Below are 21670 nucleotides of genomic sequence, written 5' to 3' on the forward strand. Positions count from 1 at the left end.
TATGAAAAGTTTGCTTAAATTTATTACATGCGGAAGTGTAGACGACGGAAAATCTACCCTGATTGGACATATGCTTTATGAGGCAAAGCTTTTGTTCGCCGACCAAGAAAAAGCATTAGAGCTGGATAGCAGACTCGGCAGTCGCGGTGGAAAAATTGACTATTCCTTGCTTCTTGATGGATTGATGGCCGAGCGTGAACAAGGGATCACGATTGATGTGGCTTATCGGTATTTTACGACGGATCACCGTTCATTCATTGTAGCGGACACACCAGGACATGAAGAATATACACGTAACATGGCAGTAGGCGCATCCTTTGCGGAATTGGCCATCATTCTTGTGGACGCAACCAAAGGGGTCATTACTCAAACCAAACGCCATACCCGGATTTGCGCACTCATGGGGATTAAACATCTTGTATTAGCTGTAAACAAAATGGATTTAGTTCATTTTGATCAAAAGATATTTGATGCTATCCAAGAAGATTTCTCCCGAACGGCCGCTGAATTTCATTTTCAAAGCATACAGGTTATCCCTGTTTCTGCCACAGAAGGGGATAACATTACCAAACAGTCACAACATACGCCTTGGTATGCGGGTCTTCCTTTGTTGTCCTATTTAGAAAATGTGGATGTTCTTGATGCCAGCAATACGAAGCATTTTATGATGCCCATTCAGCGTGTATGTCGACCGGACCATACGTTTCGCGGTTTCCAAGGCCAGATTGAGGCTGGGAGCATCGCAGTTGGCGATGAGTTGACGACTCTACCTAGTCGTGAGAAAGCGAAAGTCAAACGTATTTTAGTGACAGATCAAGATAGGGACTTAGCCTATGCGGGACAACCCGTAACCATTCAATTGGACCGTGAAGTCGACGTTTCGCGGGGCTGTGTATTTACGAAAGACAATCAAATCCAAGAGGCTGATAGCTTCGCCGCCACGATTCTTTGGATGGATGATTCTGTGCTGACTCCCGGTAAAAACTATTTGGTCAAAGTAGGAACGAAAGTCCTGCCCGGTACCGTGACGGCAATTAAGCATAAAATCGATATTAATACTGGAAATACGGTTCCAACCGATCATATTGTCAAAAATGAAGTGGCACGATGTGAATTTGCTTTATCGGACAACATCGTTTTTGATTCCTTTGAACAAAATAAAAGCATTGGCGGATTTATTCTTATCGATCGTGTAACCAATATGACATCCGCTTGCGGAGTCATTGACGAAGCCCTTCAAGGATCCGACAGTTTGGTAGGGCTAGACACGGAAATCACTAGAGATGTTCGTGCTCAGCAAAAAGGTCAAAATCCATTAACCCTCTGGTTCACCGGTGCGGTTCCGGATAACTCAACCCTTGCGAAGGAAGTCGAAAAACGTTTGGTATCGACAGGCCACCATACCATGTTACTGGGGAATGGCCAGGGAGAATCGTTGCAGCGATTAGCAGAAGTTGCAAAATTGATGAACGATGCGGGACTTATTGCATTGGTATCGAATGATTCCCCGACCGAGAACGACCGAGAAACCGCGCGAGACATCATTGGCAAAGAATATATTGAAGTTTATGTAAATGGACCGCTTGCAGGCAGTTCGAGTACGAATGATACACCTGGGAACCCGGAAATCGAAATCGATACAAGCAAGCTTTCAATCGAAGAAGCTACAAATCATGTTGTGAAACGGATTATCAGATATTTAATCAATGAGAGTAGTCGTGGGCAATTCCTTAATTTCTAATGCGAACATAACCCGTGTTTGGTAGCTCAATCGAGCAAGAAGTGAAAGTCTCCCATACACATGCTTAGAAAAATCGATTCAACGGAATAGTCTTTGAAACATAATATCCCTACATCATCGTGAATAGTGATGTAGGGATATTAATTGTGTCCGCGGCAATCCTTAGAGCGTACGGAACGGAATAACCGGATTTCTTCATTTTAAAAAAAGAAGAGATCGCAGTTCTAGTCAGTACGCTGATTCTAACGTCATATCATTTATACCAAGGTGCAATAGCTGTGATATTAAATTAGTTTATTTTTTTGTTTCTTTATTTATTTTAAACATTAATCTTATCCAAAAATTTTAAATAAAGGAATGTGCAGGAGACTAGATCAAAGCCTATATGATCAAAAAAATATCGATCTCCACAGAAATTACAATTTTTTCTTCATTTGTATATCATATTGTCGAAGCAAGTGAAGGCTTCCCTTTAAATATACAACTTCTTCCTCAGTAAGCTCTTCCTTCGACCCATCCAAATATGTAATATTTGCAGACTCATTAGTAGCTTTAGTGGCGCTCCATTCTCTTCCAAGAAGGTTGTCCAAACTCACCTCGAAAAAATCTGCCAATGCAATCAGCGTATTAAAATCTGGTTCTCGGGTGCCTTGTTCGTAGTTAGCGATCTGCCCTCGGGATAGTTTCATCCGTGCTGCAAGCTCATATTGGCTAATCCCTAATTTGTTTCTCAGTTCTGCTAATTGTTTACCGAACAATGATAATCACCTCTCATCCATTATAAGGAACAGGAATCTGTTGGTACTATATTGGACACGATAAGTTTCCTTTATGCTTGACTTATGGAGGATTAGGAGATGTATTAGAAAATAAGGGCACAATTTGTTTCTGATATCAGGAAGACACATTAATGGTGAAGATGTAAGCGAATTTTGGCGATGCCTTTGGAGAGGTGCTTTCTATCAGGGTCGATCCTTAAACCAGATGTGGTTTTATATCAGGAAAGCTTGGACATGAATCGGCTAGAAGAGCCAGCGGCAGGATTAATTCGGTAACGACCTGATGTTGGTATCAATCGAATGCAAAGATCCATTTTTCATGGTAAGCTGAAGTACCAAGATCCTAAACTGCCAGAGTGGGTCTTGCCAATTCGAAGCCAATTAGATTTGCCATGAATCGAGTCATCCTACACTAAAGTAGTACGTTTCGGGTTATTTCTTTAAGCTAAAACCCCTCATTCCTTTTGCCGAATAGAGGGGCTGTCTTACATGCTTGGAAAATGAATGTATTAAGATTTTTGTGCGAAAAACCAAACGCCGAGCTTGACTGAAGTTTTTAGGGAGTATTTGATCCCGTTCTTATTGACGGAGGAGTCCAAATCAGATACATTCTCACCTTTGAGACCTAGATCTGTGATAATAGCCGAAATTTCTGATACCTCTAATTCGGGATTTGTGGCTGCAATCAGGGAAACAATCGATAATATGATATCATTTCCAGATGCATCCGTTTTTCCATCCCCTACCCCGGCTATGAAAACTTCGCGCACACTCCCATCTTTTTGATTGATAGCTCCGTTTAATATCAGATTATTAGTAAATTTCACTTGAAAATTATCCGGAGCATGAACCCCGAGATCAATCTTGTTAATTTGGTGTGAAAACCCAATTTCTTTTGCGAATGCATTAAACGCTTGTTTGAAATGTTCGATGCTGGGACTAACAGAACTAATTTTCTCCTCTTGTGCGAGCATTTTGGTCACTGCTTCATAATCTTTGAAATTTTTATCAGCTTTAGCTTTAGCTGCCTGTGGTGATCCGCCTTCAAATTGGAATAAAATTTCATTTATATCTTTTGCACCGGATAAAGCTACCCCTCTTTGAGTGAGTGGAAATCTGACTGCTCCCAGGAATTGTCCGGAAGTAGAAGAGGCATTTGTATTTGTGTCATGAAAGTATAGCCAGACGAATTCGAAACCTTTCGAATCCTTTCTTATATTTTCATAAATTTGATAGAATTCAGCTTCGGTAGCGGCATCAGTCATAACTCTGACACCTCTGCCGGGTCCCATCTTACTTTTATTATCTTCAAAAATTGTATAGGGCACTGCTTTTGGAGCTTCTTTAACGGGGGGATGATTGGATGCGGCAGTTTCAACATTCATCCCATTTGGGATAGCTGGAGCTTCAGGTGAAGCAGGCGCTGCAATGATAGCCACTATAAAAAATACAAATAACGCTCCTGATATTATAAAGTATTTAGTGTGTAACCCTTTCTTTTGAAAAAGTGCTATTATCGCCCCAAGTAAACAAGCGAGTGATCCCAGGAAACACATGACACTAATAAATACCCACATGTTAACAACTCCATATACTCTCTCCATCGGTTGAAGAATTTGCTCGAAATCTGTCAAATCCAAATATACCAAATATAGGAACAAAGTGCTATGCACAATTGTGAGAAGTTTTCATTATTAATCTTTCATCCAACGCAAAATTCCTCCAGCAATGGTGGGATTTTTTGCGTTGAATTGTATAAAAAACCGGAAAAATAGCCTTTTGCAGTGTTTACAAAAGATTGTTCTTTCACCTTACTCAGCCGTTATCCTTGCTATGCTCAGAATTGGTTCAGAATAGACATGTTAAACTAACTATACAAAAGAATAATACAAAATTAGACAAGGGAGAGGACGGAATATGTCAAACTATGTCGGATTTTTGCCTGCTTGAATACAGTAGGTAAGATGATAGATTTGTGTCTAATAACATTTCTAACAAGCCTAATACAAGTGAATGTGAAGGGGATTATTTGGGTGAGAAAACGTTGGAATTCCGGATTGGCCAAAATATTAATTGCTGCTCTGTTGGTTCAGTGTATGCCTCTCTTGCATGGGGGGGTTAGTGCGGTTCAAGCAGATGGAACGGTAACGGGACAAACTTACGGGAGTGGAACCAATACCGTGCAGTCGAATACTTACACCGTAGTTACGCCGACGCTGCAGCTGACTACGCTCACAACGACCAGTTCAATAAATGACTATAAATGGGAGAGAGTCACGTCTAATTTATCTCTCGCTCCCAGACAAGCTGCGGCTATGGCTCACGACGAGAATGCAGGCAATGTGGTCATGTTCGGTGGTCAGGGCAATAGCGGACTGTTTGATGAGACCTTGATTTGGGATGGTAGACAGAAAACCTGGCAAGAATTGATTCTTTCTTCCAAGCCTCCCAAACGTCAAGGAGCAGTCATGGCCTATGACGCCGTCAGCAAAAAGGTGCTTATGTTTGGCGGCGAAGGTCAGTCAGGCGTGCTTAACGATACATGGCTGTGGGACGGTATTGATGCCAAATGGGAGCAAGTAAGCGGGACAGCTCCTTCAGCCCGTGGAGGAGCTCAGCTCGCCTATGATGGTGAGCAGCTAGTCTTGTTCGGCGGTTATACAGGCAGTGGAAATTCAAAGACACCGCTTGGCGATACATGGCTGTGGAATGGTACGACATGGACACAGGCGCAGCCAGCTCAGTCACCTCCTGCTGCATATAGCGGTCAAATGGCTTATGATGGCAATACGGCGGTGTTGTACGGCGGTCGCATTGGGTCTATCTCCGCAACCTATGACGATAGCTCTCCGCTTTTGTGGAAGTGGGACCGGGCTGCACAGTCATGGAGTTCGGTGAATGGTCCACATGTTGATTACGGTCGTTGGGGCCATGTTATGGCTTATGACGGGCGCCGCGTTGTGCTCTTTAGCGGGGAACGGGACTATGTCCATACGTCCAGTGCCGAGTTGGTGAAAGGCTTGAAATTGCCTACGACCAGGTATCCCCCTGCGTTCGACAGCATGGCGTACGGTTGGAGTAGCGACGAGTGGGAAGGCAGTGCGCGGCCGAAGTTCAGCATGGAAGGAATCTTTGAGAACAAAACGAATCCCACTAACGCAGTCTCCTATGATGTTCAGCTAGTTTCCAATCAGCAGATTCCCTTCCCGCTCAGCTATGCCAGCATGGCATTTGACGGTAAAAATTTTGTTGTATTCGGCGGAAGCCGTAGTGAAATTGGTGTTGTAAACTTCCCGAGTAGCGGCAATGCTCAAGTCGGGACGTGGCCTGCAGCTATTATGAACGAAACCTGGGTGTTCGGTTATTCGCCGCCGACAGCGCCAGGCATCAAGTTTGATGTGGATCCGGTTATCAACTTTGACTCTCAGCATATCAATGATACCGTCAATGTCGTAACGAATGTTTATGACGATGGTACCAGAAAGATCTCCTCACAAGGGGTGGAGTACCGTAAGAAGGGAGATAGCGCATGGACGCGGGTGCCTAGTACAGATACGATCCCCGAAGACCCAAGTCCCTTTACGATTACACTCACCGGTCTGACTTGGCAGCAGGATTACGAAATCCGCGGCTATGCAGTCAATGAGATTGGCACTAGCTACACAGAAATCAAGGATTTTGCGATGAAGGACGATCCGAACATGCTGCCGCCAGATGTCCATTTCGACCGGGTTGGCGCATCGTTCCTGCATGTTAATGACAAGAAGCGGCTGGTCGCTGTCGGTACGGGTGTTACCAATTTACTGCGCAAGCCTTTGGATGGCATTCATTATTATTTGAAGGCTCAAGACGGTACACAATATCCGTTGACTTATAATATTTTAAATGATCGCCAGCTTGAACTGACATTGAAGGTGACTGACCCTAAAATGAAGGATGAATTACCGCCAGGTAAATATGATGTACACCTGGAGCATGATTTTTACAACAATACCAACCCACCTGTCAACCCACCTGTATTCACGGAAGGGCTGACAGTGACGGCACTAGACTTCTACAAGCCGCGTAACTTTGCCCGAGTAGAAGTTCCAAGCACATCCGCAAGCAATGAAGTGAATAGCCTGGTGCTGCAAGGTCCATTTACGGAGGACCCCAATACGGCGAATACGTATACGCTTAATGACACATCAGAAACCGTGACGATCAATGAATCCGTCATGTTTAAAGGCAGCCGTCTTGCGGTGACCAAGGAGCCATCGACCGGCAAGGCCACGATTAGTGGAGAGGGTCGCTTATTCGTCAATGGCGGTGGAGCCTTGGGAGCGAATTTGTCCTACACGATTCAGGACGGAGCGTTCACGATTTCGTCGGACAACTTTTCCGTTGCTCTGAACAGTAGTCAGGCAACAGATTATTTGAATATCGATATGCCTGTCAAAGCGAGCAGACTTATTTTTGCAAAGGATGGCTTGCGTTTGACTGGCGATTTGGAAATAGGCTTGCAGGTAGGGAGTCAGAAGGTTACAGGTTCCGTACCGATTGAAGAATTGAAATTCCGCAATAACCGGTTTGATCTATCCGGTACGTATACGATGAACAACAGCTTTAAGGTTGGACCGTTTAACGCAAACGACACCAAATTTGTAGTGGACAGTCGCATTCCTTATGTTGGCGTTCGGGGTACGGGCAGCCTGCCTGATACCGATCTTAGCTTTGATTTGAACATGAAGACCAAGCAGGGGCGTCTAGATGGTGTAAACTTTGGCATGTATCACAAGACGAAGCTGGCTTCGACAGGCCTTCAGGTTAATTATTTGTTCGGCAATGTAGACAAGCTGGCGGAAAAAACGCAAATTCCCCAGAAGTTTAACGTTACCGGCTCAGTGATGGATCTAATTGTACCCGAGTTGAAGCACCCACAGGTTAATTACAAATTCAACCTGATCGGAACCGATTCGGTGAATATGGATGTATCCTCCTATGGCTTTAACGCCAGTGGAATCGAGTATTATTATTGGCTGCCTGTGAATAACATGAGCATGCAGACTGTGGTTAATCCGGCGACAGCTGGAATAAAAGGCTTTTCCTCCCCGGGCTTTGCTTCGAAGGGTGATATTAACTTATTTGAAGTGGTTAAGGGAGCGATGACCAACTATTCCTTCAATAAAAAAGGCTTTAACGGGGCCATAAAGGGAACCGTATATGTTCCCAAAGGTATCCCGCGTATCGGCGGGGCGACGGTGAACAACGTAGCACTCAGTGTTAATGAAACTGGGATATATGGTACGTTCAAGCATAACGGGATTGGAGCTAATGTAAAGTATACCTTTAACAACAACACGATTCTGTTTGAGGTGGAAGCTGAGCCTCCGAAGAAGTCGTGGTGGGACAAGGTTGGGGATTTCGTGAACAATGTCACCGACTTTATGGATGCAGCCGATCCGTGGCTGGATATCGCGGAAGAATTGTTCCTGATGAAGCCAGATTCGAATAAGCAGGTAACTATTGCAGCGGCCGGCGCGTTAAAGAGGGTATTTGATTGGACACCGGTGAGCCTGTCCTTCCAACCTGAGGATACGGTGCGCACAAACGTTAAGGCACGTCTAGTCGATGGACAGCTTACTACACTGGATCAGACACCGCTGATGACATCGGAGGTGAACGCTTCGAGTGGACAGGTGACCAACGGTTTTGCAGTGGATCGCACTTATAATGCGTTCATCACTATGAAGGGTGATCAGCGATCAGCTGTTCTGAACGCTCCTGCAGTAACGGACCCAGCGTCCGAGCCATTCGTACAGCCGAAAGTATTTTATCATGCAGCTAGCGATACATCCTTTATGCGCGTGTCGTTATATGCAGGAAATTGGAAGCTGGTGACGAACAGCAACAGCCGTATTGGTATAAATGAACTGCTGTTTGCGAACGAAACACTGACGCTTGATGCATTGGCGAATTTATGGGCGCAAACGCCTGAGCGGTCAGTTACATCACTTACGATGAAGGAACGCGGAGCCTACGCACTGAAGGTTGGCGCAGCGCAGGGCGAGGTTATCATTTATAAGCCTGATGGACGACCTTATGGCCTGCAAGCCGTGCAGAATCAGCCAGATTGGAATGCCTACCGTGATGCAAATGGCAATTTGTATGCGCTGCTCGATGCGGTGGAGGCTGGAACCTGGATCATCAGCGCCGGCACTAGTCCGACAGCAGCTTTGAACATCGTGCCGTCGCAGGCCAAAATCGGCGATGTAGCACAATGGGTACAAGCCCAAGATTATCCTACGGCATTTCAAATGAGTTCAACGAACAATGGCCAGGCGATTGTCGAGATTTATGGGGCCAATGCGCAGACGAAGCTGTATACGCCAAAAGGCGAGCTTTATACATTGCAGCTTGACCCGAACCAAGCGGGTATGAACGCCATTTATGATGAATCACAGCAAAAGCTGACCATTTTGCTTAACGGGGCTGATTTGAGTGGAAAGTGGACAGCAACAAGCAGCAGCTTTACGAGTGTTGTTGCCTACACATCCACAAGGAAGTTCAAATCGATCAAGCCACTGCTGGCGGAAGGCCGCTTTTCCAAAAACTTTGAATTGGCCGAGGCTGGAGATTATATGCTGACGATCAGCGGTGGAACTGCTGACACGGTAATCACGGCTCCGGACGGAACGCCGTATACTTTGAACTTTGAAACTCCAAACGGCAATGCTTACCTGCAGCCTGCTGCAGACCGGGTATTAAGTGCAAACACGGGCGTAGATCCGCTTAAGCAGACACAGATAGATACACCAAACCCTGTTCAGGATGGACGGGATACGCTATATGTTTCGCTGCTGGGCGCGCCTGTAGGCCAATGGATGGTCCAAAATGCGAAAAGGGTTAATCTGCAGATCCAGAAGCTAATACCAACGCCTGTAATTAAGGCGTCGGTATCACCTGTTTCCGGTGCAGAAAACCGTATTCGAGTAACGTGGTCGATGGAAAATGCAGCGTCTGATGCGGAAGTGACGGTTATGCTCACCGACAGCGCCGATCAATCTATCGGGGAAGTAATCGCAGATGGCTTATCTGCTTCCGGCAGCACAACCATCGATATACCGGCCTCAACGATGCCTGGGACTTATTATGTGTCCATAGCAGGTGTGAGTGCTGGAAAAGCGCCTGTGTACGCAACTGCGGTAGGAACGGTTGAGGTAACTGCTCCTTATACGCTTAATGCGCCAGCACAGCCTGAGGTGATTTCTACAGGCAACGGAGAAGTATCGCTGCGCTTTACTTCCATAGCGGGAGATGTGAAGGCTTATCGAATTTGGGTCAGCGGAGGCACAAACGGCCAGACGGCTGTTCCGATTATGGACTTTAATCCGCAGACGGGAGATTGGCAGTATGCGATTGTTTCCGGTTTGACTGCCGGAGCTTCTTATACCTTTGCGGTATCGGCTATCGGGCAAGAGCAAGGAAGATTTGTATTGAGTCCTCTTTCTTCGAGCGTGACATCGGAGCTTCCTGTTCCTCAACCGGCCACTTTGGCGGTTTCGCTGGATGCAGCTTCACATGCGGTTGAGCGCGCCTATACAGCGTTTGACGGAAATGAGGAAAAGCTGCTTCTTACAGCGGCTGAGCAAGCTACCTTGCAGGTGACGGCGAATCAAAACACGTCGCTTACACTGACGGTCAATGGACAGCAGTTGGGCAGTGGGCAAGTAGCTGCAGATGGCACTTATGGGTTTGCTCTGCATTCTCTGCTTAATGTAAGTGTGCTGAAAGAACGGGAATACAATTTGCTGATCGAAGCGGTTAATGAGCGCGGCGACCGCAGCGTGGCGTACCGCAAGCTGTTTGTCGATCGTACTGGTCCGCTGCTTATTGCGTCCGGAGGTGATGATGCACAAGGCAAGCCGATTTCGTTGAACGGTACTGTAACCAATGACAGCAAGGTTTATATTACCGGTCAAACGGATGCCGGAGCGAAGCTTGTCATTAATGGAATTAGTGTTCCTCTTAATGACGAAGGTCGCTTCGTATATTACGCGCCGCTCGATTGGGTGACGCAGGCAGATCGGAACCAGATCAAGATCACGGCATCCGATGATATCGGGAATAAGACGGAATATGGCCTTGAGGTACTGCGTGATTTGGTAGGAACGATCCCAACTTACCCTGGTGATCTTGCTGCTCTGACAACAGGAAGTGCTAAGATGAGCACACCTTATAAATTTGGTACAAACTCGTATCAAGCATTAGCTTACGCGGATAAGGTTCGTGTCTACGCGGTTCCGATGGTTGTATCCTCCGTGGTGAAAGTAGACGGACAAACACTTTCGGAAAACGGCTATGTAGATGTAGATGTGCCTGCTGCTGGACGTACCGTGCAAATACTGGTTCATCCTGATAATGCGGCAGACAAGCAATACACGCTGCAAATTAACGGAACAGGCTCCAGCGTAGCGGTATTACGTACGTTGAAGCTGAATAACGCCACGGCTTCGCAAACGGGTGATGAGCTCGCTGCACAGCCTTTTACAGGAGCTGAAGAAAGCTATGCCGTTTATGTGAACAATACGGTGGACCAGGTTACCTTGACACCTGACGCCCTGAAGGCGGGATCAGACATTAAGGTTAAGGGACAAGCGGTGCCAAGCGGGCAAGCTTCCCAAACGATTCAGCTGCAAGTAGGAGAAAATCAAATTCCTGTGGCTGTTACTTCACCGGATAAGTCGGAAACACGCAGCTATATGGTTGCCGTATGGCGGGAGCCAAGCAGTAACGCACAGCTGAAGCAGCTGGGGCTGGCTACGGACGGAGCCAAGCTGGTGTCTGAATTCCATCCGGCTACCTTGAATTATCAGGTGCTTGTACCTAATGCGACAGGTGCGATTACGCTTCTGCCTGCTGCGGAACAGTCTGATGCAACCATTCGCATCGAGGGAGAAGCCGTAACGAATGGAACAGCCCTGTCGATTCCGGTTACCCAGGATGCTCAAACATTGGCGATCGAGGTAAGTGCACAGGACGGAACCAAGCTCACGTATAATGTTTCCGTTCTGCGTGAGAAGACGCTGCCTGTACAGCCGCCTTTGCTGTCGAGCTTGCAGGTGAATACAACCTTGGATAGTGCCTTCAACCCTTACAAGCTTAACTACGGTAGTAGTTTTACGACCACTAGTGGTAAAGCCAACATAACGGCAATTGCCAATGATCCGCAGGCAGCGGTGACGGTAAAAGGTGCGTCACTGAAGGGTGGGGGCATCTTCACTCCTGATCTCAGCATTGGGGATAATACCATCATTGTAAGTGTCGAGTCGGCTGATCGAACCGTGTCGCAGACTTACTCCATTGATATGAAGCGTGTACGTAATTCTTCTAAGCCGGACCAGAACGAGCGTCAAACGACGATTTCAGGTGGCTCCGGAGGCTGGACGTACCAAACACCAATCGTTCGAACCACAGAAGGAGGAAAAAAGGTCGATTCGGTGAAGTTAGATGCGCAAGCAGCACGCTCCATATTGGAAAAGGCTGTTCTGAATAAGGACAGCGTTGCTCGCATCTATGTGACTGATGTACCTGATGCACCTGCGGATGAGCGGTTTGTAAGCTTGAGTGCCGATTTTGTGAGCTTGCTGGCAGATGGCAGCATGTCGTTACAAATCGTATTGCCGGATGTGCAGTTCACTTTAGCTGCAGCCTCGCTGCAGCAAATGGGTAAAGACGGTAAGGATGCTTATTTCAGAGTTGTTCCAATTCGCGCCGATGTCGAGCGCAGTGAGGTGACATCGCGCGTTCAGGCAGCCGAGCTGGTACAAAACGCGGCAGGAGGTCAACCGGTCATCGTGATCGGTCAACCGATCAAAATTGAAACTAATTTCTCTGGGTACACGACAGAGCTCTTGTTCCCACTTAATAACTTGACGCTGCCTGAAAATGAGGCTGCCGCCAAGCAAATTTTATCGGAGCTGGCTGTTTATATTGAGCACAGCGATGGCGACAAGGCGCTTTCGCAAGGAGAAATCCGTTATGATGCCGAAGGCAAGCTGGCTGGTATTGCTATTGAAATCAATAAGTTCAGCACATTCACAACCATTCAAAAGAATGGAACAGATGCGCTGAAGGTGCTGCAACCTTATTTGTCCGGCTACCCGGACGGCACCTTCCGTCCATCGCAAGCGATCACGCGTGCAGAATTGGCAACGATTTTGCAGCGTATCGGGGCCCGCAGCACTACAAGCACAACGGCATCGGCACCAGCGGCTGGCTATCCTGATGTAGCTGAAGGACATTGGGCTGCTAAAGCAATTGCCGACATGCAGAGCGCGGGACTAATGCTTGGCGATAACAACGGGTTGTTCCGCCCTGACGACGCCATTACCCGCGGAGAGGTGGCCAGCATCGCTGCCAGATTGCTTCCGGCAACTGCGACTGGCAATGCACCGACTGTCGACTACAGCGATACCCGCAATCACTGGGCTTCCGAAGTGATCAAGCAGGCATCACAGGCAGGTATTTTGCAGGGTTATCCGGATGGCACCTTCCAGCCGGATAACAAGCTGAATCGTGCAGAAGCGGTCAAGGTATTGAACAGATTGTTTGAACGGCCGTTGGCGAACGTGAAATCTTCAAGTTGGCCAGACGTACCGCAGGACCATTGGGCAATACAGGAAATTGAGTCGGCTTCTGGCACGGTGAAGCTGTTGTCAGATGGTAGTGTGTATGTGGCACCAAATCATTAATAAGCCAAATAAGCGTTAAAACGTTAAAGCCCATGATGCCTATTTAGGCGCTCATGGGCTTTCGTTGTGATTACTCTATCTGCTTGGTTAAGGGGATCGACCTGCACTTTTATATCATAATCAACATAGACTCGACTTAAATATGGTATGATTTTACTAATCAAATAATGGCTAATGAAGCCATGTTCATCTGGTTAGAGAGACTAATAGATTATTAACGGTACAAGTATCTATAAGTGTCTATGAAAGGAGAAATTATGGAAGGAAACCATAAAACTTCGGATCCAATTGATGCATACATATCCAAATTCCCTTCTGAGGTTCAGGAAATTCTTAATACGTTAAGAAAGGTTATACAAGAGTCGGCGCCAGAAGCTACGGAAAAGATAAGTTATCAAATGCCTACATTTGATCTGCATGGAAATTTGGTGCATTTTGCTGCTTACAACAATCATATAGGCTTTTATCCAGCTCCAAGTGGGGTCGATGCGTTCAAGCATGAATTATCACCATACAAATGGGCAAAAGGGTCTATACAATTTCCTTTAGACAAGCCGCTGCCTTACGAATTAGTAAGTCGGATAGTTAAATTCAGAGCTGACGAAAATATCAAACAAGTAAAAAACAGCAGTACCCGTACCAGAGGAAAGAGGTCTTAGGCATGAACTTTAATGAAATAAAGAACATCGTGGGTGAGAGCGGCAGCATTGTTTTTTTCGGAGGTGCGGGTACTTCAACCGAGAGTGGAATTCCTGATTTCCGTTCTGCTGATGGCTTATATAATGAAGGAACGGACAAGAGGTATACGCCGGAAGAAATGTTAAGTCGTGATTTTTTCTTGGAGCGGACGGAGATGTTTTATCATTTTTATAAATCCAAAATGCTTTATCCAGATGCAAGGCCTAATCCGGCTCATGAAGCATTGGTGAAGCTTGAGCAGAGAGGGCAGCTGAAGGCTATCATTACACAGAATATCGATGGTCTCCATCAGCTTGCTGGAAGTATGAATGTGCTTGAGCTGCATGGATCTGTTCACAGGAATCGCTGCATGGGTTGCCATGCGGTATATCCTTTGTCGTCGATCGTTGGATCACGTGGACCTGTGCCTTTATGTGAGCGGTGTGGTGAGCTGATTAAACCGGATGTCGTTTTATATCAGGAAAGCTTGGACATGAGCCTGCTGGAACGCGCGGCCACATATATACAACAAGCAGATGTATTGATCGTCGCAGGTACTTCTCTTACGGTTCAGCCAGCAGCGGGATTAATTCGGTTATATGAAGGAAACCAATTCCTGCTAATTAATAAGAGTGCCACGCCTATGGACGGATTAGCCAACTATATCATCTCGGAGAGCATTGCCAAGGTGCTGAGTGCGCTGACAGCCGATATGATATGAAATTAAATTACACATTAATAATTAGTCACATAGTTGATGAGAGTGGAACCTACTACTACGGGAAAATATCGGAAAGAACTATTATATAAATTAGTAAACGAACTGATGGAATCGACATATACCATAATAATTAAGGTTATCTCTTCAAACGATAAATGGTTTGAAGGATAACCTTTTTCAGCATGTTGTTTATAAGCTATTGTACTAAACCTGAAAAGCCTCCATCTGCCTGCTCCACTCGAAATAAATATCCGTCAATCGATCCTCCAGCAGGTCCTTATCCGCATCTACGGTGCTAGCTTCGCTCTCATACCAGTCGAGCATCATGCGAAGACCTTCGTTTAACGATATAGTAGCTTCGAAGCCGGGAATATCTGATTTAATAAGAGAATTGTCGAACAGCCCGGAATAGCTTTTCTCGAATACTAGATGGGCAAACAAACCAGGGTTCGCTTTTGCCAAAAGCTCTGAGGGGATATGGACGATCCGCGGCTCGATCCCGATAATGCTGCCGAACTCCACATACAAATCGTTCCAGATATGTACATCCTCATGGGTGGCATGATAAGCCTTGTTGTAGGTCCGTGTATTTCCAACAGCGCCAACAAAGGCTTTGGCCAAATCAGGGGCAAAGGTAAAAGCCCACGGCGTTGTTCCATCCCCGAACATCACAAGCGGTTTGCCAGCGCGAATTCGCTGAACAATGTTGTAATTTTGTCTCAGCACACCCAGATTACTGCCCCCGATTCCGTAGGTTAACGATGGCCGGATAATCGTGATCGGAAGCTGAGTCTCTCCGGTAATACGCTGCAAATACCGTTCCATTTCGGCCTTTTCGTAAGCATAGGCAAATTCCGGGTTATCGAAAAGCTCCGCGGCATCCTCTTTAATCGGATTGGTCTTGTACGGCCGTTTGTACGCAGCTATGCTGGAGCATAGGATAAGCTGTCCGGCACGATGGTTAAAGGTGTTAACCGTTGAACGGGCGTCAGCTTCATTAAAGCTGATCATATCGATCACGACATCGAACGTACGCTTGCTCATGGATGCTTCAAAGTGTTGTGCATCTGATTTATCACCGGTTATCCATTCCACGTCTCCGGCAAATGGCAGCTTTCGGGAGCCCCGATTAAATATAACGACTTCATGACCAGCGAGCAGCAGCTGCGATACAATTTGTCTGCTAATCACACCGGTTCCACCTAATAGTAGAACGTTCAAGACTATCACCTTCTCGTTATGATTATGTTCTCATTCCTATTCTTAGTATATCGAAGATCAACGTAATATTTAAGAGCTATCTTCATATTCAGTAAGTTACATGGAAGTGATCTATGGGTTTACAGAGTCATGATAGATACCTCTATAATAAGAAATATTGACTCGTTACAAAATGTATCGTAATATTTTTATATGCCTGATATTTTTGCGCTATATTTGAGATGAGTAGTCCATTTTAGGTGAATTCGCAGGGGGAAGAAAAAATATTAGGGGAAATCATGTATTTTATGATACGAAATGTATCAAAAACGTGTTCATCCTAAATGCTTATTTCTTCTTTTTCAGCGTTTTTTCAAAATTCCGCTTCAAAGAAAGGAGGTTTTCTCTTGAATCCCATCAAGGGCCGTTTTAAAAATCATTTGGATGAGGAGATGGTGCATCTTCATAAAAATCTGTATCTCAACCGCAGTGACCCGATGTATTATGAAAAGGTTATTCGTTATTTGGACCCCCGTTCACCTGAAGCACATTATAAGCTAGGCCAAAAATTTGAAGCAAAAGGCATCGTGGATAAGGCGATTTTTCATTATAAGGAATGCAGGAAAACCTATCCGTCAGAGTTTTACTTTGCTTCGGCCAGCGCCATACGAGGTTTGGAAGGTAACGGAAAGGGGATTGAATCGCTTCCGGTTTCTGATCTTCCTATCGTCTACAAGAGCAGCTCTACATCTCCACGTTTGTGGAAAATCATTCTGTTCATGATGTTGCTGCTGAGTATGTTTCTATGGGGTCTCCTATGGGGAAAAGACTCGATAACCAGAACCGTATCCGCTTTTCAGCTGTGGGGTGTAGGGAAAGAGATTACTTATGAGGTCGTGGACATGCCTTATATTATTTATTTAACAAAGAACAAGCCCCACAAAGAAATCGAGAACGAGCTGTACAACAAAGCTCTGGACCTGGCCAAAACCAATCCTGGCCAAAATATTTGGCTGTACGGAATCGCGAGCAATGGCCAAAACCCCGATAAGAAGCTAGTTCCTTTAACGGATGAGACCCAAAAAGGGAAGGCATTCGTGGTGGCGCAATACAATTCATCTGAGGATCCAACCGTGAAAATTCGTTTTCTAAATGCGGATTATGGCAAGCTGCTGAGTTTGACGGAAGCGGGGGCGAATCTTGTGCGTACTGCATTGGAGGCATATATTTCCGATAACGGCACCCCACCAGACAAGCTGGACAAGCTGGTAGCCGATTACCCGCAAAACTATTTAAGCTTCATCCCTCAGGAAATACAGTCGGGCTCAAATCAAATTGTGGGGAAGTACGACGGTGACGGCGGATGGGTGTTTGATCCGTTGGCTAAGCAGTATAGCGATATGTTTTATGCTAATACGATGGAGAACCCGAATTCGCATCGGGCAAATTTTGAACGTTTCCAGGTAGTAGTGGGGAAAAGCGACCATTCTCTGCAATTGTTAGCTGGCTCAACGCTGCTGATGGAGAAGAAGGTAGGACTGGGGGCAGATGATGCGACACCGGTAGGTAGTTTTTCTGTATTGGACAGGGTGAAGGAGCCACAAGGCAAGCATCCCAACGTGTACGGCAGCTCAGCACTTGGAATGGGCGCGATCGCCTTGCATGGCACGAACGATCCTGCTTCCATCGGAAGCAATCTGTCATTGGGCTGCATCCGTATGACGAATGCCGATATTGAGGAGCTATATCCGTTTATTCCCAAGGGTACAGTTATATTCATCCGTGATAACAACCCTACAGGGCTGACAGCCGCTACCGCCGCTCAGTGGAATCCGCAAGCTCTTGTTCCCTTGGGCACCAAACTTCCGAATGAATCTGCAAAAAACAAGGTATTCCATTGGTTAGGCTAAAAGAAATACGAGTAAAACCGCCCGATTCTGCCGCTAGTTGGTAGTGTCGGGTTATTTGGTTTGAAAATCTCGCTTCTTTTGTGCGTATATTTGTGTTATCCTTACGTGTTATGACATAAAGGGACGGTTTGTGGAGACAGTACTAGATATGTTAAAGATACGTGAATACAAATATACATGGTATACAATTAAGGAGACAACATGACATTTAATGACTTGAATATTACACCCACGATTTTAAAAGCTTTAGCCAAGGAGAACTATACAAAGCCTACACCGATACAGGAGCAGGCGATCCCGGCTGTATTGGCTGGCAGAGATTTGCTGGGCTGCGCTCAAACCGGAACCGGGAAGACGGCTGCGTTTGCGGTACCGATTATCCAGCTGTTAAGTGAGCAGCAGGGCAGACCCCATACACAGCGTCGAGTGCGCTCCCTGATTTTGACACCAACAAGAGAGCTCGCTTTACAGATTTCAGATAACATTGTGGCCTACAGCCAATACACCCAGCTGCGCTGCACGGCTATCGTAGGTGGTGTTTCACAAAAAACGCAGGAGCGAGCACTGCATTTGGGAGCGGATATCGTGATCGCCACTCCGGGCAGACTCCTCGATCTCATCAATCAAAAGCATATCGATTTGCAGCATGTCCAAATCTTGGTATTAGATGAAGCCGACCGCATGCTGGATATGGGTTTTATTCATGATGTGAAGAAAATCATCTCCAAAATGCCAGCCAAAAGACAAACGCTTTTCTTCTCGGCCACGATGCCTCCGGAAATATCCAAAATGGTCAAAGACCTGCTGAAGGATCCAGTGAAAGTCGAAATTACGCCGGTCTCTTCTACGGCAGACCGCATCCAGCAATCCGTATACGGGGTAGATAAGGAAAACAAACAGTCACTGCTGAGCTACCTTTTGCAGGATAAATCGATTGCTTCAGCGCTCGTATTTACCCGGACCAAGCATGGTGCAGATCGGGTTGTGAAAGCACTGACCAAGGTGCATATTACCGCTCAGGCCATTCACGGGGACAAGTCTCAAAATGCCCGTCAAAATGCACTCAGTAATTTCAAAAGTGGCGTCACGCGAGTGCTGGTAGCGACAGATATTGCAGCAAGGGGCATAGATATCGATGAGCTTTCGCATGTAATTAATTTCAACCTGCCTAATATTCCGGAAACCTACGTTCATCGAATTGGCCGTACCGGTAGAGCAGGACTGAGCGGGATCGCCATCTCTTTTTGCGAGCATGAAGAAATTCCGTATCTCAAGGATATCGAGAAATTGATCGGCAAGACCATTCCTGAAGTGAAGGACCATCCGTATCCGATGCTGAATACAGCCCCTCCTTCCAAGGCGGCACAGCCATCGAAACCGGCAGTCTCCAAACCGGCTAAGCCCAAGACTAGCCCTAAGGCCAATCCGAAGCTCAAGCCCAGATCCGAGTGGTTCAAAAAAGGTAGTAAACCGAATAGATAAATAAACCCATACCTCCAGCAAATCGTGAGTTACAGCGATGCAGGGGGTATTTTTTTGTTATCAATGTACACTCCATGATGAATTCGCAAGATAGTATTTGTTGTGTAACAAGATAGTATTTGTTGTCCATGACGATATCGCATATAATCACAATAATTGTTGTATTGACGTGTTTTTTTTCAAATAATCCAGCTTGCCTAAGGTGATGTCACATGCTAAATACTAAAATGCAATTGAATGACAATCAGCGGTTTCTTATACGAAGTGTCTCTATTATTGTGCTGGGTCTTTTTATTAATCAACTGCTGCAGACCGTGGGGAGCATCGTGGTAGCACGTGTATTGAATGATCCCGGCAAATTCGGTGAAGTGAACTTATTGCTGCAGGTTTTCGGAATGGTGAACCTTTTTCTCAATGTGGGATTTAATTCTTCATTGGTGTATACGTTTTCAACGAACCCGAAGGACGCGATCGAAAATAAGTTTCGGTTGGCCATGCTGGGCAGTGTGTTTTTTGGAGTGGTCGTCTGCATTCTGCTTGCAGTCTTGTCGCCGCTACTCGCTCATACGTATGCATTGCCCTCCTTACAAGGTGCTCTCCTCATAAGCTCGATCATGCTGGTGTTCAATTCGATCATTAATATGGGGGTATCCGCCTTCTCCGGTAATCGCAATTTTGGTACGCAGGCGTTATTTATGGTGATCACAACGACGCTTTCCACAGCAGGTACGGTATTAGGCGTATTATGGCCTATAGGTGAGGATGGCTTCCTATGGGGAGTGTCCATTGGGATGGGTATCGGATCGGTACTGGCTGCGCTGTTCATTTGTTGGAAGGTAGAAAAGGTGCATCATCCGAAATGGTTAGGCCGTGTGTCTATTCCTGAAATCTGGAAGATGATGCAATATGGCGTTCCGCTGTGGGCTGGCAATATCGCGAAGGCGTTTCAACAGCCTTTTGTGACGATGATTATTGGTTCCAGCTCGGTCATTGCCGTTGGACATATTAGCAACGCTTTTCGCATAACGGGATTTATCGGAATTGTGACTTGGGCGTTCATGATTGTGACCTTTCCGTTTGTCGCGGCGAGCTATCAGGACCCTCTGGAAAGCAAAAGGAGGGGTACCTTGTGTATCCGATATAACAACCTGATCTTGTACCCTCTAACGGTTGTGATTTGTTTGTATCCAGATCAGATTAATGGATATTTGTTCGGGGAGGGCTATACGAGCGAAGACTCGGCGGCATATATCCGGCTGCTGGCGCTCGGAGTGTTCTTCTCGTCCGTTGGCCGATTAGGCGGCAATATCTTAGCGGGGATTGGCAAAACCAAAGCGAATTTCTGGGTGATGATCGTGGCCGGTATTTTTGTGATCACGTTGGTTCCCACTATTGCCGCGAGCCATCCTGTCTTGGCGGTATGGATCTATACGGGCGGCTGGGCTATCTCTGCCATCTGTATGATCTGGTTCTTTTATTTGGAAAATTTCACGCTCAATTGGTGGAAGGCTTACGGGGAGCCTTTGATTCCGAGCCTGTTTATGGGCCTGTTTATGGAGGTGGGTCGGTTTACAGGAGGATGGATGACGAGCTTCGTTGTTGTAGGGATTCTTTGTTTGATTGTGCTGACTATGTATGTAGAGCTGAGGGCGGGGAAAGGATTGGGAGCGACGAGGAATGAGGTTATGTGATGGGGGAGCGACTATAATTCCTCAAATTGCAATAATTCACCTATATCAGAAATTCCCAATGCGTCGGCAATACGTTCCATTTGTTCAAGATTGATTTCTTGCCTCTCATTTCTACAGAGCTCCGATATAGCGGCTTGTCTAACATTAGCTTTTTTAGATAGCTCTAGCTGTGTCATATTCCGTTGTTTCAAAGCGTCCTTTAATTTTACCGATAATTTCATCATCAAGAAGGTCCTCCAAGCAGTTTTGCTATTTTAATGGAAATAATTTACATATTACGCCCGAGTATATATTGTCAAATTACGCATAAACGTATAATTTTATACTTTATAAAATGAATTAGTGGCTGGGAGGGGAAATATGGATAGTGATTTAACAGCCCCATATGAACTATTAATAACTGAAGAACAGGTGTTAATGGAAAAAATTAAAACTTGTGAAGCATGTGTTTTTGCAGTTCTTGATGCTGTTGTTCAGAACGGCAATAGTTTTCATGCTATTACAACCGAAGAAATCCTTACTGTGATACACAATATGGGCAATGATTTTCAGACAGAGTTACTGCATTTAAGATTAGAAAAAAGCATCTTAGCTTCAAGTGCTAGCCACATAGATACTAGATGCATATAGCTAATGGTTGGTACGATTAACAAAATGATGATGCGCCTGATAACATTACTGTTGTTGGGCATCTTTACTATACATTATATCGTATCTGATGGTGTTGGTAATGTG

General features: G+C 45.8%; 12 protein-coding genes. 8 read left to right on the plus strand and 4 right to left on the minus strand.

Annotated elements, in window-relative coordinates; all coding sequences use genetic code 11:
- Position 1 precedes the first annotated feature (1 nt).
- Positions 2–1741: a GTP-binding protein gene (locus NST47_RS05870; protein ID WP_341154298.1), complete on the plus strand. Its 1740-nt coding sequence runs from the start codon at positions 2–4 to the stop codon at positions 1739–1741.
- Between the two features lie 416 nt (positions 1742–2157).
- Here the strand turns inward: NST47_RS05870 and NST47_RS37110 are convergent, their stop codons facing one another.
- Together NST47_RS37110 and NST47_RS05880 are read right to left on the minus strand one after the other, a co-directional pair.
- Positions 2158–2499, minus strand: coding sequence for a helix-turn-helix domain-containing protein (locus NST47_RS37110; protein ID WP_445667354.1), 342 nt, complete (start codon positions 2497–2499; stop codon positions 2158–2160).
- A gap of 530 nt (positions 2500–3029) precedes the next feature.
- Positions 3030–4097, minus strand: coding sequence for a hypothetical protein (locus tag NST47_RS05880; protein WP_341154299.1), 1068 nt, complete (start codon positions 4095–4097; stop codon positions 3030–3032).
- A gap of 456 nt (positions 4098–4553) precedes the next feature.
- Here NST47_RS05880 and NST47_RS05885 point away from each other — a divergent pair, with 456 nt between their 5' ends.
- From NST47_RS05885 to NST47_RS05895, 3 genes are all read left to right on the plus strand, one after another.
- Positions 4554–13253, plus strand: coding sequence for a cadherin-like beta sandwich domain-containing protein (locus NST47_RS05885; protein ID WP_341154300.1), 8700 nt, complete (start codon positions 4554–4556; stop codon positions 13251–13253).
- A 257-nt stretch (positions 13254–13510) separates the two neighbouring features.
- Positions 13511–13912, plus strand: a complete 402-nt coding sequence (locus NST47_RS05890) for an iron chaperone (RefSeq protein WP_445667441.1) — start codon at positions 13511–13513, stop codon at positions 13910–13912.
- A 2-nt stretch (positions 13913–13914) separates the two neighbouring features.
- Positions 13915–14652: an NAD-dependent protein deacylase gene (locus NST47_RS05895; protein WP_341154301.1), complete on the plus strand. Its 738-nt coding sequence runs from the start codon at positions 13915–13917 to the stop codon at positions 14650–14652.
- A 204-nt stretch (positions 14653–14856) separates the two neighbouring features.
- On the opposite strand, the gene NST47_RS05900 is transcribed toward NST47_RS05895, so the two are convergent.
- Complete coding sequence (locus NST47_RS05900) at positions 14857–15882, minus strand: NAD-dependent epimerase/dehydratase family protein (protein ID WP_341154302.1); 1026 nt, start codon at positions 15880–15882, stop codon at positions 14857–14859.
- Positions 15883–16259: 377 nt separating this feature from the next.
- Here NST47_RS05900 and NST47_RS05905 point away from each other — a divergent pair, with 377 nt between their 5' ends.
- From NST47_RS05905 to NST47_RS05915, 3 genes are all read left to right on the plus strand, one after another.
- Entirely contained in the window at positions 16260–17762 is a 1503-nt protein-coding gene (locus NST47_RS05905; protein ID WP_341154303.1) for a L,D-transpeptidase, read from the plus strand.
- A gap of 201 nt (positions 17763–17963) precedes the next feature.
- The gene (locus NST47_RS05910; protein WP_341154304.1) at positions 17964–19244 is read left to right on the plus strand and encodes a DEAD/DEAH box helicase; all 1281 of its coding nucleotides are present in this window, start codon (positions 17964–17966) and stop codon (positions 19242–19244) included.
- A 212-nt stretch (positions 19245–19456) separates the two neighbouring features.
- Positions 19457–20935: an oligosaccharide flippase family protein gene (locus NST47_RS05915; protein WP_341154305.1), complete on the plus strand. Its 1479-nt coding sequence runs from the start codon at positions 19457–19459 to the stop codon at positions 20933–20935.
- Between the two features lie 11 nt (positions 20936–20946).
- On the opposite strand, the gene NST47_RS05920 is transcribed toward NST47_RS05915, so the two are convergent.
- Positions 20947–21159, minus strand: coding sequence for a helix-turn-helix domain-containing protein (locus NST47_RS05920; protein WP_341154306.1), 213 nt, complete (start codon positions 21157–21159; stop codon positions 20947–20949).
- A gap of 136 nt (positions 21160–21295) precedes the next feature.
- Between NST47_RS05920 and NST47_RS05925 the strand changes: the two genes are divergently transcribed.
- On the plus strand, positions 21296–21565 hold the full coding sequence (locus NST47_RS05925; protein ID WP_341154307.1) for a hypothetical protein: 270 nt from the start codon (positions 21296–21298) through the stop codon (positions 21563–21565).
- Positions 21566–21670: the final 105 nt, after the last annotated feature.

It is taken from the genome of Paenibacillus sp. FSL H8-0034 (genome assembly GCF_038000305.1).
GTDB lineage: Bacteria > Bacillota > Bacilli > Paenibacillales > NBRC-103111 > Paenibacillus_S.